Origin of the sequence: Rhodanobacter sp. FW102-FHT14D06 (assembly GCF_043950705.1) — a bacterium.
Taxonomy (GTDB): Bacteria; Pseudomonadota; Gammaproteobacteria; order Xanthomonadales; family Rhodanobacteraceae; genus Rhodanobacter.
This window is the reverse complement of sequence record NZ_CP170722.1, coordinates 950,855-963,710: the sequence shown is the minus strand read 5'-3', so window position 1 is coordinate 963,710 and position 12,856 is coordinate 950,855. Positions and strand designations below refer to the sequence as shown.

15 protein-coding genes are annotated in these 12,856 nt (G+C 69.7%); 11 read left to right on the top strand and 4 right to left on the bottom strand.

Annotation, left to right across the window (positions count from 1 at the left end):
• Positions 1-14: 14 nt before the first annotated feature.
• Positions 15-248 carry a hypothetical protein gene (locus ACFCQI_RS04640; RefSeq protein ID WP_395120220.1) on the top strand — a complete coding sequence of 78 codons (234 nt, stop codon included), beginning with the start codon at positions 15-17 and terminating at the stop codon, positions 246-248.
• A gap of 278 nt (positions 249-526) precedes the next feature.
• Here the strand turns inward: ACFCQI_RS04640 and ACFCQI_RS04635 are convergent, their stop codons facing one another.
• Together ACFCQI_RS04635 and ACFCQI_RS04630 are read right to left on the bottom strand one after the other, a co-directional pair.
• Positions 527-1,342, bottom strand: coding sequence for a hypothetical protein (locus ACFCQI_RS04635; protein WP_395120219.1), 816 nt, complete (start codon positions 1,340-1,342; stop codon positions 527-529).
• Between the two features lie 116 nt (positions 1,343-1,458).
• Positions 1,459-1,620, bottom strand: a complete 162-nt coding sequence (locus ACFCQI_RS04630) for a hypothetical protein (protein ID WP_395120218.1) — start codon at positions 1,618-1,620, stop codon at positions 1,459-1,461.
• Positions 1,621-1,825: 205 nt separating this feature from the next.
• Between ACFCQI_RS04630 and ACFCQI_RS04625 the strand changes: the two genes are divergently transcribed.
• The 3 genes from ACFCQI_RS04625 to ACFCQI_RS04615 are packed head-to-tail and all read left to right on the top strand — an operon-like array spanning position 1,826 to position 3,819.
• On the top strand, positions 1,826-2,371 hold the full coding sequence (locus ACFCQI_RS04625) for a hypothetical protein (RefSeq protein WP_395120217.1): 546 nt from the start codon (positions 1,826-1,828) through the stop codon (positions 2,369-2,371).
• 6 nt (positions 2,372-2,377) lie between these two features.
• Positions 2,378-3,331 carry a hypothetical protein gene (locus ACFCQI_RS04620; RefSeq protein ID WP_395120216.1) on the top strand — a complete coding sequence of 318 codons (954 nt, stop codon included), beginning with the start codon at positions 2,378-2,380 and terminating at the stop codon, positions 3,329-3,331.
• 2 nt (positions 3,332-3,333) lie between these two features.
• A complete protein-coding gene (locus ACFCQI_RS04615) occupies positions 3,334-3,819 on the top strand; it encodes a pilin (protein ID WP_395120215.1) in 486 nt (161 codons plus the stop codon).
• A 69-nt stretch (positions 3,820-3,888) separates the two neighbouring features.
• Here ACFCQI_RS04615 and ACFCQI_RS04610 read toward each other — a convergent pair whose 3' ends face one another.
• Entirely contained in the window at positions 3,889-4,242 is a 354-nt protein-coding gene (locus tag ACFCQI_RS04610; protein WP_395120214.1) for an ArsR/SmtB family transcription factor, read from the bottom strand.
• Positions 4,226-4,717 carry an SRPBCC family protein gene (locus ACFCQI_RS04605; RefSeq protein ID WP_395120213.1) on the bottom strand — a complete coding sequence of 164 codons (492 nt, stop codon included), beginning with the start codon at positions 4,715-4,717 and terminating at the stop codon, positions 4,226-4,228. The genes ACFCQI_RS04610 and ACFCQI_RS04605 overlap by 17 nt, the downstream gene beginning before the upstream one ends.
• A 161-nt stretch (positions 4,718-4,878) precedes the next feature.
• Here ACFCQI_RS04605 and ACFCQI_RS04600 point away from each other — a divergent pair, with 161 nt between their 5' ends.
• From ACFCQI_RS04600 to ACFCQI_RS04570, 7 genes are all read left to right on the top strand, one after another.
• Entirely contained in the window at positions 4,879-5,181 is a 303-nt protein-coding gene (locus ACFCQI_RS04600; protein WP_395120212.1) for a hypothetical protein, read from the top strand.
• Positions 5,182-5,234: 53 nt separating this feature from the next.
• Entirely contained in the window at positions 5,235-5,894 is a 660-nt protein-coding gene (locus tag ACFCQI_RS04595) for a thiopurine S-methyltransferase (RefSeq protein ID WP_395120211.1), read from the top strand.
• 82 nt (positions 5,895-5,976) lie between these two features.
• Positions 5,977-7,044 carry a tetratricopeptide repeat protein gene (locus ACFCQI_RS04590; protein WP_395120210.1) on the top strand — a complete coding sequence of 356 codons (1,068 nt, stop codon included), beginning with the start codon at positions 5,977-5,979 and terminating at the stop codon, positions 7,042-7,044.
• Between the two features lie 64 nt (positions 7,045-7,108).
• Positions 7,109-7,729 carry a transcriptional repressor LexA gene (lexA, locus tag ACFCQI_RS04585; RefSeq protein ID WP_395120209.1) on the top strand — a complete coding sequence of 207 codons (621 nt, stop codon included), beginning with the start codon at positions 7,109-7,111 and terminating at the stop codon, positions 7,727-7,729.
• A complete protein-coding gene (gene imuA / locus ACFCQI_RS04580; protein WP_395120208.1) occupies positions 7,729-8,355 on the top strand; it encodes a translesion DNA synthesis-associated protein ImuA in 627 nt (208 codons plus the stop codon). The genes lexA and imuA overlap by 1 nt, the downstream gene beginning before the upstream one ends.
• Positions 8,356-8,367: 12 nt before the next feature.
• Entirely contained in the window at positions 8,368-9,768 is a 1,401-nt protein-coding gene (locus tag ACFCQI_RS04575) for a Y-family DNA polymerase (protein ID WP_395120207.1), read from the top strand.
• The gene (locus ACFCQI_RS04570; protein WP_395120206.1) at positions 9,765-12,833 is read left to right on the top strand and encodes an error-prone DNA polymerase; all 3,069 of its coding nucleotides are present in this window, start codon (positions 9,765-9,767) and stop codon (positions 12,831-12,833) included. Before ACFCQI_RS04575 ends, ACFCQI_RS04570 begins: the two co-directional genes overlap by 4 nt.
• Positions 12,834-12,856 lie beyond the last annotated feature (23 nt).

Below are 12,856 nucleotides of genomic sequence, written 5' to 3'. Positions count from 1 at the left end.
AGGGGCATCGCGACGTGTCGACTATCCAGGGTCAAAAACTTGGTGGCTATCTATTCATTGCCGCTGGCGGCATCTTTTTCGTCGCAGCCAGCATGGGAGCTGGCTCCAGCTTCTTTGGTATCGGAGCCGCGTTTGTCGCTCTCGGGGCCGCTGCGTTGCATGGGGCGAAACGCGAATTAAAGGGGACGTGGCTAATTAAATCGGAAATGCGTCGGGAGCAACTTTCTGTGACGCTGCTTGGCGAGTAACGTCGCCTGCCTCTGCAGCCTTGATTCCGGCCAACTGCGCCACCGCGGGCGTCGTGCCGCTCGTCTCCACTGGTGGTTCCTGTCCTGGGGCAAGTCGATGTCCGTGCTCCTCATCCGCAGCTTTGGCGATCCGCGCAGCTTCGTTCCGCAGAATTTCCCGCAAGGCGTGCTGCCGCGAACTTCGGCGGAGAGTTACGTGCCCTGGGCGCTCACGGCCGACCGGCGGGTGGTGTATGCCCCCGGTTTTCCTCGCCGCCGTGTCGCGCGGGAGTCGCCGGTCAGTCCAGCAGCGTCAGCAGTGCTTCGTAGCGGATGTCGGCGGGTTCGCGCACGTTGGCTTCCATCCGGCGCAGCCATTCCAGCGTGCGGCGAGTCTGTTCGCGCTCCGCTTTCTGCGACAGGTCGAAGGTGACCGAATCGGCCACGTGGTGCAGCATCATCACGAAATCGCACGGCGCGCGGCAGGACTGCACCAGGCCGACGATCTGGAAGCCGATGTCCTGGACCCGCGACTTGATCGCGGTGCTGTCGCTGGTCCCGCCCAGCAGTTCCTGCGCCGCCTCGTCCAGGTAGACGTCCATGATCGCGTCGTTGGGGAAGGGCTCCCGCATGGCCTTCGCGACCTTGGCGGTGAGCGCGGGGTCGTCGGTCAATCGGCGGGTCAGGTTTCGCACGCGGGCGCGAACGTGTTCGATGGCCTTGTTGATGTCGGCGCGATCGGCGACGAGGTTGATCACGGCACCGTTGATCTCCTTCGCCACCCGCTCGGCGATCGCGTGGGCATCGGTGCCGACGATGCGCTGCACCCGGCCCTTCAGCGGGTCGCGCAGCGCCTTCTCGATCGCCGGCCCGCTGCGGCCGTGCAGCTGGAACATGGCCGTCATGACGGAGGCCAGGATCGGCCGCAGTTGCTCGCCCCAGTGCAGGATGTGGCGGCGGTCCTCCACCGGCCCCTGGCTTGCCTTCGAGTTGACCGGGATCTTGGCGGCCTTGGTGCCCCAGGGCGGGCGACCGACGAAGGTGACCTCGCCGTCCTCGCCGACGGACATGCCGAACTCGCCGCCGTCTGTGTCTTCGTCATCGCCATCGGACATCGACTGTTCCCCGTTGTGCCTGCCACGCAATATAGCGGGGCAGCCCGGTGGCGTGCGCCCGTGGTTCGGGCGTTGCCGGCAGATGCGTGGGGAACCGGGGTCGGTAGCCGCTGCCCTCACGACTTCTTCTTGCCGCCACCATCGCGCTTGTCCACGGTGGCCCAGGCGATGCGCTCGGCCGTCTTCTCCGACTTGCCCTTTTTCTTTTCGCTTTCCTCGATGTGGGATGCTTCGCGCTTCTGCTTGGCGGTGTACGAGGATTTGTCGCCCTTGGACATGGGAGTGCTCCAGAGTTAGATGGACGTCCTACGCCAGTGTCCGGGCGGGTGAATGCCCGGTCGTCGATGGATCATCGCCGCGTCATGGCGTCGAGGGGCTGCCACCCGCGTGATCGTGGCGGCGGCAACTTTCCACCGCGCACTTCGCAGGAGGGCCGCCAGGCAGTCGTTCCGGCGCCGCAGGGCGCTGTGCTAGGCTCGAACGATGGGAGCAAGACTGCATCGGACAGCGATCGGCCGCACGCGTGAAGTGCGGGGGCCCGACGCGCTGGAACTCATTGCCGCTGGCGCGATCGTGGCAGCCGTGGTGGCGGTCGCCACGGGTTTCGGCAGCCGCGTGATGCTCATGGCGCAGACCCTGGACGCGGTCTCGCTGGCGTGGGCCCCGCAAGTCAATGCCCGGGTCTATCGCGCCGAACATGGTCGATGGCCCTCGGCGGGCGACCCGAACATCCTCGGCGACGCGCGCGCGGGGTCGCACGTGGAGAACCTCTCACTGGCGGAGGGTGGCGTCATCACGGCGCAGGTAGTGCTGGGCCAGTCGCTGCCGGCCGGCAACCGCAGCGGCGCGGTGGCGACAGGCGGTGTGCGGGGGCGGCTGTCGTTCCGCCCCGAGCTGATGGGGTCGGCCGAGGAGCCGACGGTTTCCTTCCTGTGCGGTTACGCCACGCCAGTGTCCGGAACGGTCGAGGCCACGGCCGCGAACCGGACCACCCTCCCCGTGGACTACCTCCCGCCCTCTTGCCGGTGATTGCGAATGGATGCCTTGAAGCTGGATGACTCCCGCGATTTCGTGACGCGCCAGTACGCGCATCTGCTCGCCAGCGGCCTGGACGAGCCGGCGGCGCATGCGCGGTTGCGCGAGGTGCTGGGCGCGGATGCCGTGGCGCTGCTCGGCGGCGGCGATGCGGCGGACGGCCCGGCCCGCTTCGCCGATGCCGGCATGGGCCCGCGCCTGGCTGCGGCAGCGAAGGAACTTGGCGGCAGCGCGGCCGGCGTGCAAGCCGCGTTCATCCACTCGCTGGCCGAGGCGCGGCTGTTCGCGCTGGACTGGTGGCGGCCGGTGCGCACCTTTCTTTCGTACGTGCTGTTCCTGCTGGGCCTGGCGCTGGTGATCGCGCTCATCTACGCGACCTACGTGCTGCCGGCCTTCAGTCACCTCGACCGCACGCTGGGCGTGCACGGCGCCGCCGACTGGATCGCCGCGAACGGCGCCATCCGCCTGTTCGCGCCGCTGCTGGTGATGGCCATCGTGCTGGTGCTGCTGGCGACGCGATGGCTGCGCATGCGTCGTCGCATGGCGCAGCTGCAACCGCTGGGGCGCGCCCGTGCCGGCTGGCTGGATGGCAAGGGCGCGGCCGCCTACCAGGTGCTGCGCTGCCTGGAGTTTGCCGCTGCGCTCAAGGCGGCAGGGGTGACGGATGCGGCGGTGCTGGAGCCGGCCCTGCGGGTGGCCGGCTGGCCAGCGGGGACGCCGCTCGCCGGCGAACTGGGCGAAAAGCTCGCGCAGGCCGAGCGCCTGGGCACGTTCGGCGTGGAACTGGAATGGCAGCGCCGCCTGCACTGGACCACCGCCCAGGCCCAACTCGAATCGTCGCGCGACCGCCTGATCCTGGCCTCGCGCGTGCTGTTCTACATCCTGATCGGCGTCATGGTCACGGTGCTTTACATCCCGATTTTTTCGGTCGCCAGCATGGTGGGAGTGCATTGAGGATGACACGCAAACGCGGATTCACGCTTATCGAACTGATGATCGTCGTGGCCATCATCGGCATCCTCGCGGCGATCGCGATCCCGGCGTACCAGAGCTACGTCATTCGCGCGCAGACCACCGAGGCGTTCTCGCTGGGCTCGTTCGTGCAGCCGAAGATCGTCGACTACTACCGCCAGTTCGGTCACTTCCCCGCGGACAACCGCGCCAGCGGCGTGCCGTCGGCGGGGTCGATCATCGGCCATTACGTGGGCGCGGTGACCGTCGACGACGGCGTGATCAACATCCGTTTCCGCGACAGGAACATCAACAGCGCCCTGCAAGGCCAGGTGCTGAGCCTGCGGCCGCTGGTGGTGAAGGGCAGCCCGCACAGCCCGATTGCCTGGGCCTGCGGCGAATCGCCGGCACCGGAGGGCATGTCGGCCATCGGCACCAACCGCACCACGCTCAAGGCCGCCTACCTGCCGTCGAGCTGCCGCGCGCCATAGGCGCCCCGGCTTCGGCGCATCACGCCGCCGTTGCATCCACCGCGGCACCTCGGCAGCCCGCGCTCGCCATCACGATTCGACGAAACGCTGCAGCCGCGCCAGCGCCGCGCCCCACTGCGCGCTGATCGCGTCCAGCGCCTGGCGTGCCTCGTCCAGCCGCGCCGGCGTGAACTCCCACAGCCGCTCGCGGCCCTGGCGCAAGTCCTGCACCAGGCCGGCATCGGCAAGCACCTGCAAATGCTTGGTGACTGCCTGGCGGGTGATGGTGGTACCCGCGGTGAGCTGGGCAATCGACAGCGCGCCGCCGGCACACAGCGCGACGACCAGCCGCAGCCGGGTGGCATCGCCCAGCGCGGCGAACACCGGCGCGCTGGCGGACAACGCGGCGGCCTTGCGTCGGGAGCGTTCAGTGCGCGGCGACATATTTCTCGATATTCCCCATCTGCATGGCCCAGCCACCGGCGTTGGCGCGCAGTGCGGCGTCGCGGCGCGCGGCCGGTAACCGGTCGAAGCCGGACTCGGTGAGCCGCAGCATGATGCCCTCGGCCACCGCTTCGAGTTCGAAGGTGACCAGGGTGGTCGGCTCCTTGTCGTAGTCCATCCCCGCCTCGATCGCGTAGGGGTGCCAGCGCCAGGCGAACACGCGCATCGGTTCGATGCGCTCGACGTACAGCGTGAACGGCGTGCCGGCATGCGGCGCCTGCAACTTTGCGACGTCGGCGTCGACCTGGGTGGGCTGGATCGTGCCGGTGATCGGCTGCCCGGCGACGAAGGGGCCGTCCAGCGCCATGCCGAACCAGGCGCCGAATGCGCGGGCGTCGGTCAATGCGTGCCACACCCGTTCGAGCGGTGCACGGAGCAGGATGTGTTGTTCGATGCGATCGGTCGACGAACTCATGGGTCATCCTCAATGGCAACCTTGAGGTTGCATGATGCACACGCCGCGCCTGATATGCAATCTTTCAGTTGCTCGATTGCTGCCGCCGGTTTCCGGTCTCCAGCACCTGTCGGGGAAGGCCTGCGATACTTCGCCGGCGTGGCGCGCAAGGGGGAAACGGCATGTCGTGGGGATGGACCTTGCTGGGAGTGTTCGGCCAGCTGCTGCTGGCGTATCTGCTGTTCATGCTGGTGGCATTTTCCGGCGGCGGCATGGCCAGCGGGCGTTCGCTGCGCCCGCGCCAGTTGCGGGTGCTGAACCTGTCGATCTTCGTGCTGCCCGGTGCCTGCCTGTGCAGCGCGCTCATCGTGCTGGGCCTGCAAGTGTGCGGTGGCGGCGCCGGTGCATACGCCTGGCATGCGCTGCCGCTGGTGGCCACCGTGCTGTATCTGGGCTATCTGCGCTGGATGGTCCGGCACGGCTGAAGCGTCACGCACACCCTGTTACCGTGCGCGGGCATGTTCACCGGAGACAGGCCATGGAACCCGAATTCTGGCATCGGCGCTGGCGCGAGGGTCGCACCGGCTTTCATCAGGATCGACCCACGCCGTTGCTGCTCGCGCACTGGTCGGCGCTGGCACTGGCGCCGGACACCCGCGTGCTGGTGCCGCTGGCCGGCAAGTCGCTGGACATGGTCTGGCTGGCCGCGCAGGGGCATCGCGTGCTGGGCGTGGAGCTGTCGCCGCTGGCGGTGGAGCAGTTCTTCGCCGAACACGAACTGACGCCGCAGGTGTCCGCCTCGGCCTGTGGCCGTCGCCACGTGGCCGGCAACATCGAGCTGATCTGCGGCGACGTGTTCGGGCTCGACGCCGACCTCCTCGCCGATTGCTCGGCGGTGTACGACCGCGCCGCGCTGATCGCGCTGCCGCCGGAGCTGCGCCGTCGCTACGTGGACGAACTGCATGCAAGGCTGCCCGTCGGCTGCCGCGGCCTGCTGATCACGCTCGACTATCCGCCGCACGAAAAGCAGGGCCCGCCGTTTGCCGTGTCCGAGGCCGAGGTGCGCGAGCGTTACGGCCGCGACTGGGTGGTGGAGTTGCTGGAGCGCCGCGACATCCTGGCCGAGCAGCCGGGCTTCGCCGCCGAAGGGGTGAGCGCACTGGAGACCGCCGCGTACCGGCTGCTGCGCAAGGCCTGATTCACCGCGCCGTTCGGTGCGTGCGAAAAGGTCTAGACTGACCGCGTCAAACGTTCCCGCCTTGTGCGTGGAGGGTTCCGGCATGGTGGCCTGGATGCATGCGGCGATCCTGGCGTGGTCGGTGGCCACCGCGCCCGCCCCGGCCATGCCGCCGCCGGAGCCGATGCCGCCTCCCGAACAGGTCATGGCGATTCCGCCGGCCTTGCGCGCGCAACTGCAGCAGCAGGTCACCGGCGGTGGCGGGTCGGAGCGGCAGCGGCTGCAGCGCCTGGTGGCGTTCCTGTTCGATCCTTCCGGCCTGGGCATGACCTACGCCGCCGACGCCACCTTGACGGTGGCGCAGGCGTACCGGCTGCGCCAGGCCAACTGCCTCACCTTCACCCTGCTCACCGTGGCGCTGGCGCGCGAGGCCGGGCTGGAGGCCCGCGCGCAGGAGATCGACGACGTCGTGGCCTGGCGCGTGCAGGACAATGTGGTCTACCGCTTCAACCACGTCAATGCGCAAGTCGCGATCGGCCGCATGCGCTACACCGTCGACGTGGCCCGCGACGAGGTGCTGGCGCGGCACCAGCCCGAGCCGATTCCCGACCAGCGCCTGCTGGCGCTCTACTACAACAACCGCGCCGCCGAATTGCTGGCCGACGACGACCCGAAGGTCGCCGCCCCCTACATGGCGATGACGCTGCAGCTGGCGCCGCGCTATGCCAGCGGTCGGGCCAATGCCGGCGTGTTGCGGCTGCGCCTGGGCGACCTGCGCGGCGCCGAGCGCAATTATCTGCAGGCGCTGGCGCTGGACCCGACGCATGCAGGCGCGCTGTTCAACCTGGTCACGCTGTATCGCAGCCAGGGCGACGAGGCGCGCCGCGCCCGCTTCCAGCAGCGACTGGAAAAGGTGCAGCAGAAGGACCCGTACTTCCAGTTCCTGCTGGCCATGGACGACGAAAAACGGGGCGACTACGCCGGCGCGGTGCAGCACTACCGGCGCGCCATCCGGCTGTACCACGGCGACCCGCGTTTCTACCTCGGGCTGGCCCGGGTCTATCGGCAACTGGGCGAGGAGCGCCATGCGCGGCGGGCCCTGCAACGTGCCGACGTGCTCGGCCGCAACGCCGACGCGGACCACCGCGCGCGGGTGCCGCTGCGCAATTGAGGTCGGCGGGGATGATTTCCGGGTACTTTCAATTTTCACCTTTTGAGGTGAAAATGCCGGAACCATGAGCCTGCACCTGACCAGCCGCCAGTCCAACATCCTCGAGTTCATCCGCGCCCGCGTGGCACGGGATGGGCAGGCGCCCACGCTGGAGGAGATCGGCCAGGCGATGGGCCTGCCCCACGTCAGCGCGGTGCTCAAACACGTGCGTTCGCTGGAGGCCAAGGGGCGGCTGGCGATCGAGCCGCACCGCTCGCGCGGCATCCGCCTGGTGGATGCGCCCGACGCGCTGGATGCCGATACCCTGGAGCTGCCGCTGGTCGGCCGCATCGCCGCCGGCGAGCCGCTGTTCTCCGAGTCGCGGATCGAGCGCAGCCTGCGGGTGTCGCGCTGGCTGTTCCGGCTCACGCCGGATTACCTGGTGCGGGTGGTCGGCGACTCGATGCGCGACGAGGGCATCCTCGACCAAGACCTGGTCGGCGTGCACGCCACGCCGGTGGCGCGGCACGGCCAGGTGGTGGCGGCGCGCGTCGGCGGCGACCGCTTCACGATCAAGCGGCTGTACTGGCAGGGCGAGGTGATCCGGCTGCTGCCGAACAGCCCCGGTTACCAGCCGATCGATCCCGACCCCACCGAGGATTTCGCCATCGAAGGCCTGTTCGCCGGCCTGCTGAGGGGCGGCTGATGGCGGCCGTGCTGCCCCTGTCGAACCTGCTCGATGCGCGCCGGGTCTGGCGCGGCCGGGCCGAGCCGCCGCCGGCCGGCGAGCAGCCGACCGGCTGGGCCGCGCTGGATGCGGTGCTGCCCAGCGGCGGCTGGCCGGCGGCGGCGCTGTCGGAAATCCTGCTGCCGCTGGATGGCGTGGGCGAACTGCAACTGGTGCTGCCCACGCTGGCGCGCCTCAGCCAGGGTGCGCGGCCGGTGGTGCTGGTGGCGCCGCCGTATCTGCCCTGCGTGGCCGGTTGGCGCCAGCACGGCGTGGACATGCGTCGGGTCGAGATCGTCAACGCGACCGAGGCCGACGTGCTGTGGGCGACGGAGCAATGCCTGCGCTCGGGCAGCTGCGCGGCGGTGCTGGCGTGGCCGCGGCAGGCGGACGATCGCGCGCTGCGGCGCCTGCAGGTGGCGGCCGACGGCGGCCGCGCGCTGGCCTTCGCGTTCCGCGATCGCCGGCATCTCTCCAATGCCTCGCCGGCGGCGTTGCGGCTGGAGCTGGAGGCACGGCCGCAGGCGCGGGTATGGGTGCGCAAATGCCGGGGCGGCGCGGTGCCGGCGCAACCGCTGCCGCTGCCCACCGCGGCGCTGCATTGATGGTGGCCGCGCATGTTGTGGGCTTGCATCTTGTTGCCGCAGCTGGCACTGGACGGTGTCCTCCGCCGCCGCCCGGACGCGGGGCCGCTGGTGCTGGTGGCCGGCACCGGGCATGCGCGCAGCATCGTGGCGGCGAACGCGGCCGCGCGCGAGGCCGGCCTGCGCGTGGGCCAGCGGCTGAGCGCGGCGCAGGCGCTGCTGGCGCAATTCGAGGCGCTGCCGTACCAGCCTGAGCGGGTCGACCACTGGCATCGGTTCCTGGCCGCGGTGGCCTATCGCTACAGCGCCGAGGTGAGCCTGTTGCCGCACGCGATCGTGCTGGAGGTCAGCCGCAGCCTGAGCTTGTTCGGCTCGTGGCCGCGGCTGGAAAGCCTGCTGCGTGCCGATCTCGACGCGCTGGGTTTCCGCCACCGGATCAGCGCCGCGCCCACGCCGCATGCGGCCCACGTGCTGACCGGTGTCGCCGACGGCCAGGCGGTGTTCACCGACGAGCAGCTGCGCCACGCGCTGCAGCGCATCCCGCTGTCGCAGAGTCGCCTGCCTGCGGCGGCGGCCGACGCCTTGCCGGGCATGGGCATCCGCACGCTGGGCCAGTTGCTGGCGCTGCCGCGCGACGGCCTGCGCCGGCGCTTCGGTGCGGAGTTGCTGCTGGCGCTGGATCGGCTGACCGGCGCGGCCCCGGCCGGCCTGGAAGCGTATCGGCCACCCGACCGCTTCGACCTGCGCATCGAACTCACGCATGAAGTCGAAGCCATCGGCGCGCTGGTGTTTCCGCTGCGGCGGATGACAGCCGACCTGTCCGCCTACCTGGCCGGTCGCGATGGCGGCGTGCAGCGTTTCACGTTGCAGCTGGAACATCGCGAGGGATACACCGAGGTGAAGGTGGGCCTGCTCGCACCCGAGCGCGAGGCCGGCATGCTGTTCGAACTGGCACGCGCGCGGCTGGAGCAGGTGCAACTGCCGCAACCGGTCATCGCCATGCGCCTGCTCGCGCGCGACCTGCCTGCGTTCGTGCCGGCCGGCCGCGACCTGTTCGACGAACGCCCCGCCAATGCGTTGCCGATCGAACAGTTGCGCGAACGCCTGCGTGCCCGGCTGGGCGATCGCGCCGTGCATCGGCTGGGCAGCACCACCGATCCGCGGCCCGAGCTGGCGCAGAAAGTGACGGCCCACGATGACGACTGGCAGGAACCCTCGCCGCGACCGACCTGGCTGCTCGAGCGGCCGATTCCCCTGCGTGGTCCCGCCCCGCAGATCCTGGCCGGCCCCGAGCGGCTGGAAACCGGCTGGTGGGATGGCGGCGAGGTGTGCCGCGACTACTACGTGGTGGAAACCGCGCAAGGCCAGCGCGGCTGGGCATTTTGCGCGCCGGGCGAGCGCGACGGCTGGATGCTGCACGGCTGGTTCGCATGAACGCGTATGCCGAGCTGCATTGCCTGTCGAACTTCTCGTTCGGCCGTGGCGCGTCCAGTGCACGCGAGTTGTTCGAACGCGCGAAGGTTTGCGGCTATGAGGCGCTGGCGATCACCGACGAGTGTTCGCTGGCCGGTATCGTGCGCGCGCTGGAAGCTTCGCGCACCACCGGCATGAAGCTGATCGTCGGCGCCGAATTCCAGCTCGACGACGGCCCCAAACTGGTGCTGCTGTGCGAGAACAAGGCCGGCTATACCGCACTGTGCGCGCTGATCACCCGTGGCCGCCGCGCCGCGGCCAAGGGCACGTACCGGCTGCAGCGCGCCGATCTCGCCGATGGTGTGCCGGGCACCTTCGCGCTGTGGCTGCCCGGGCGCGAGCCCGATGTCGCGCACGGTCGCTGGATGCGCGACACCTTCGCCGAGCGGGCGTGGCTGGCGGTGGAACTGCATCACGGGCCGGACGACGCGCAACGCCTGCGCGAGCTGCAGCGGCTCGGGCACAGCCTCGACCTGCCGCTGGTTGCCGCCGGCGACGTGCACATGCACGTGCGTCGCCGGCTGGCGTTGCAGAACACGCTGACCGCGATCCGCCATCGCGTGCCGCTGGCCGAAGCCGGTGCGCTGATCTTCCGCAACGGCGAGCGCCACCTGCGCCGGCGCGAGGCACTGGGTGCGATCTACCCTGCCGCGCTGATGCTCGAAAGCACCGCCATCGCCGCGCGCTGCACGTTCAGCCTCGACGAACTGGAATACCGCTACCCCGCCGAACTGGTGCCGGCCGGCCACAGCGCCAGCAGCTGGCTGCGCCATCTCACCGAACAAGGCATGCGCTGGCGCTGGCCGGATGGCGTGCCGGAGAAAGTCCGCGCACAGATCGAGCACGAGCTGGGCCTGATCGAATATCTGAAGTACGAGTCCTATTTCCTCACCGTGCACGACATCGTGCACTTCGCCCGCAGCAAGGGGATTCTCTGCCAGGGTCGCGGCTCGGCGGCCAACTCCGCCGTGTGTTTCGCGCTCGGCGTCACCGAGGTCGACCCGGCGCGGATGAACCTGCTGGTGGAGCGTTTCATCAGCAAGGAGCGCAACGAGCCGCCCGACATCGACGTGGATTTCGAGCACGAGCGGCGCGAGGAAGTGATCCAGTACATCTATGCCAAGTACGGTCGCGAGCGTGCCGCGCTGGCGGCCACGGTGATCTGCTATCGCGGCAGGAGCGCCGTGCGCGACGTGGCCAAGGCGCTGGGCCTGCCGCCGGACCAGGTGGACCAGCTGAGCGGCATCTTCGGCTGGCGCGGTGAGCAATCGCTGGACGAACGCCTGCGCGAACACGGTTTCGACCCGCAGGGCGCGGTACTGCGCCGGGTGCTGAAACTTACCGCCGAGTTGTGCGACATGCCGCGGCACCTGTCGCAGCACGTGGGCGGCTTCGTGATCAGCGACGCGCCGCTGGCCGAGCTGGTGCCGGTGGAAAACGCGGCGATGCCCGATCGCACCATCATCCAGTGGGACAAGGACGACCTCGACACCATGCGCCTGCTCAAGGTCGATTGCCTGGCGCTGGGCATGCTCAGCTGCGTGCGCCGTTGCCTGGACCTGCTGCGCGCGCATCGCGGCCAGGATTACAGCCTGGCGACGCTGCCGGCCGAAGACCCGCAAACGTACGAGATGATCCAGCGTGCCGACACCGTCGGCGTGTTCCAGATCGAGAGTCGCGCGCAGATGGCGATGCTGCCGCGGCATCGCCCGGAAAATTTCTACGACCTGGTGATCCAGGTGGCGATCGTGCGGCCCGGCCCGATCCAGGGCGACATGGTGCATCCGTACCTGCGCCGCCGGCGCGGCGAGGAGCCGGTGGACTATCCCTCGGAGGATCTGAAGGCGGTGTTCGAACGCACCCTGGGCGTGCCGCTGTTCCAGGAGCAGGTGATGAAGCTGGCGATCGTGGCGGCCGGCTACACGGCCGGCGAGGCCGACCAGCTGCGCCGCGCGATGGCGGCGTGGAAACGCCACGGCGGCATGGAGCATCACCGCGAGCGGATCATGCGCGGCATGCTCGAACGCGGCTACACCGCCGAGTTCGCCGCGCGATTGTTCGAGCAGATCAAGGGTTTCGGCAGCTACGGTTTTCCCGAGAGTCACGCAGCCAGTTTCGCCGGCATCGTCTACGCCAGCTGCTGGCTGAAATGCCACGAGCCGGCCGCGTTTGCCTGCGCGCTGCTCAACGCGCAGCCGATGGGTTTCTACGGGCCCAGCCAGATCGTGCAGGACGCGCAGCGCCACGGTATCACGGTGCGCCCGGTCGACGTGCGCCACAGCGACTGGGACTGCACGCTGGAGGGCGACGGGCGCGATCAGCCGGCGCTGCGGCTCGGGCTGCGCCAAGTGCGCGGTTTTCGCGAAGACGTCGCCGGGCGGATTTCGGCGGCGCGCGCCGTGCGTGCCTTCGTCGACGTGACGGAGCTGTGCGCCCGCACCGGCATCGACCGCCGCCAGCAGGAACTGCTGGCGGAGGCGGGCGCCTTGCGCGGCCTGGCGGGTCATCGCCATCGCGCGAAGTGGGCGGTGGCGGGGGTCGAATCGCAGCTGCCGTTGTTCGGGCGCGCCAGTCCGGCGGAAGAGGCCGTCGTGCTGCCGGTGCCGTCGGTGGCGGAAAACCTGCAGTCGGACTATGCGCGCACCGGACTCAGCCTCGGCCCGCACCCGCTGCAACTGATCCGCCCGCGCCTGCACGCAGCGCGTTTCGCCGACTCGCGCAGTCTCCGCGGCCAAGCGCACCAGAGCACGGTGCGCGCCGCCGGCCTGGTCACCCAGCGCCAGCGCCCGCAGACCGCCAGCGGCGTCACCTTCATCACCATCGAAGACGAGCACGGCGCGATCAACGTGGTGGTGTGGAGCCAGGTGGCCGAGCGGCAATGGCGCGCGTATCTGGAGGCGCGCCTGCTCGGGGTGGAAGGGCAGTGGGAGTGCGTCGACGGCGTGGCCCACCTGATCGCCCGGCGGCTCACCGACATGAGCGCGTGGCTGGGCGAGCTGGACAGTCGCTCGCGCGATTTCCACTGACTCCGGCGCTGCCGCCGCGCAGG

Coding starts and splice junctions, on each gene's coding strand:
- lexA (WP_395120209.1), top strand. CDS start 7,109: ATGAGCCTGCACCTGACCAGCCGCCAGTCCAACATCCTCGAGTTCATC.
- ACFCQI_RS04595 (WP_395120211.1), top strand. CDS start 5,235: ATGGAACCCGAATTCTGGCATCGGCGCTGGCGCGAGGGTCGCACCGGC.
- ACFCQI_RS04605 (WP_395120213.1), bottom strand. CDS start 4,717: ATGAGTTCGTCGACCGATCGCATCGAACAACACATCCTGCTCCGTGCA.
- ACFCQI_RS04625 (WP_395120217.1), top strand. CDS start 1,826: ATGGGAGCAAGACTGCATCGGACAGCGATCGGCCGCACGCGTGAAGTG.
- ACFCQI_RS04600 (WP_395120212.1), top strand. CDS start 4,879: ATGTCGTGGGGATGGACCTTGCTGGGAGTGTTCGGCCAGCTGCTGCTG.
- ACFCQI_RS04635 (WP_395120219.1), bottom strand. CDS start 1,342: ATGTCCGATGGCGATGACGAAGACACAGACGGCGGCGAGTTCGGCATG.
- ACFCQI_RS04570 (WP_395120206.1), top strand. CDS start 9,765: ATGAACGCGTATGCCGAGCTGCATTGCCTGTCGAACTTCTCGTTCGGC.
- ACFCQI_RS04575 (WP_395120207.1), top strand. CDS start 8,368: ATGTTGTGGGCTTGCATCTTGTTGCCGCAGCTGGCACTGGACGGTGTC.
- ACFCQI_RS04620 (WP_395120216.1), top strand. CDS start 2,378: ATGGATGCCTTGAAGCTGGATGACTCCCGCGATTTCGTGACGCGCCAG.
- ACFCQI_RS04610 (WP_395120214.1), bottom strand. CDS start 4,242: ATGTCGCCGCGCACTGAACGCTCCCGACGCAAGGCCGCCGCGTTGTCC.
- ACFCQI_RS04615 (WP_395120215.1), top strand. CDS start 3,334: ATGACACGCAAACGCGGATTCACGCTTATCGAACTGATGATCGTCGTG.
- imuA (WP_395120208.1), top strand. CDS start 7,729: ATGGCGGCCGTGCTGCCCCTGTCGAACCTGCTCGATGCGCGCCGGGTC.
- ACFCQI_RS04630 (WP_395120218.1), bottom strand. CDS start 1,620: ATGTCCAAGGGCGACAAATCCTCGTACACCGCCAAGCAGAAGCGCGAA.
- ACFCQI_RS04590 (WP_395120210.1), top strand. CDS start 5,977: ATGGTGGCCTGGATGCATGCGGCGATCCTGGCGTGGTCGGTGGCCACC.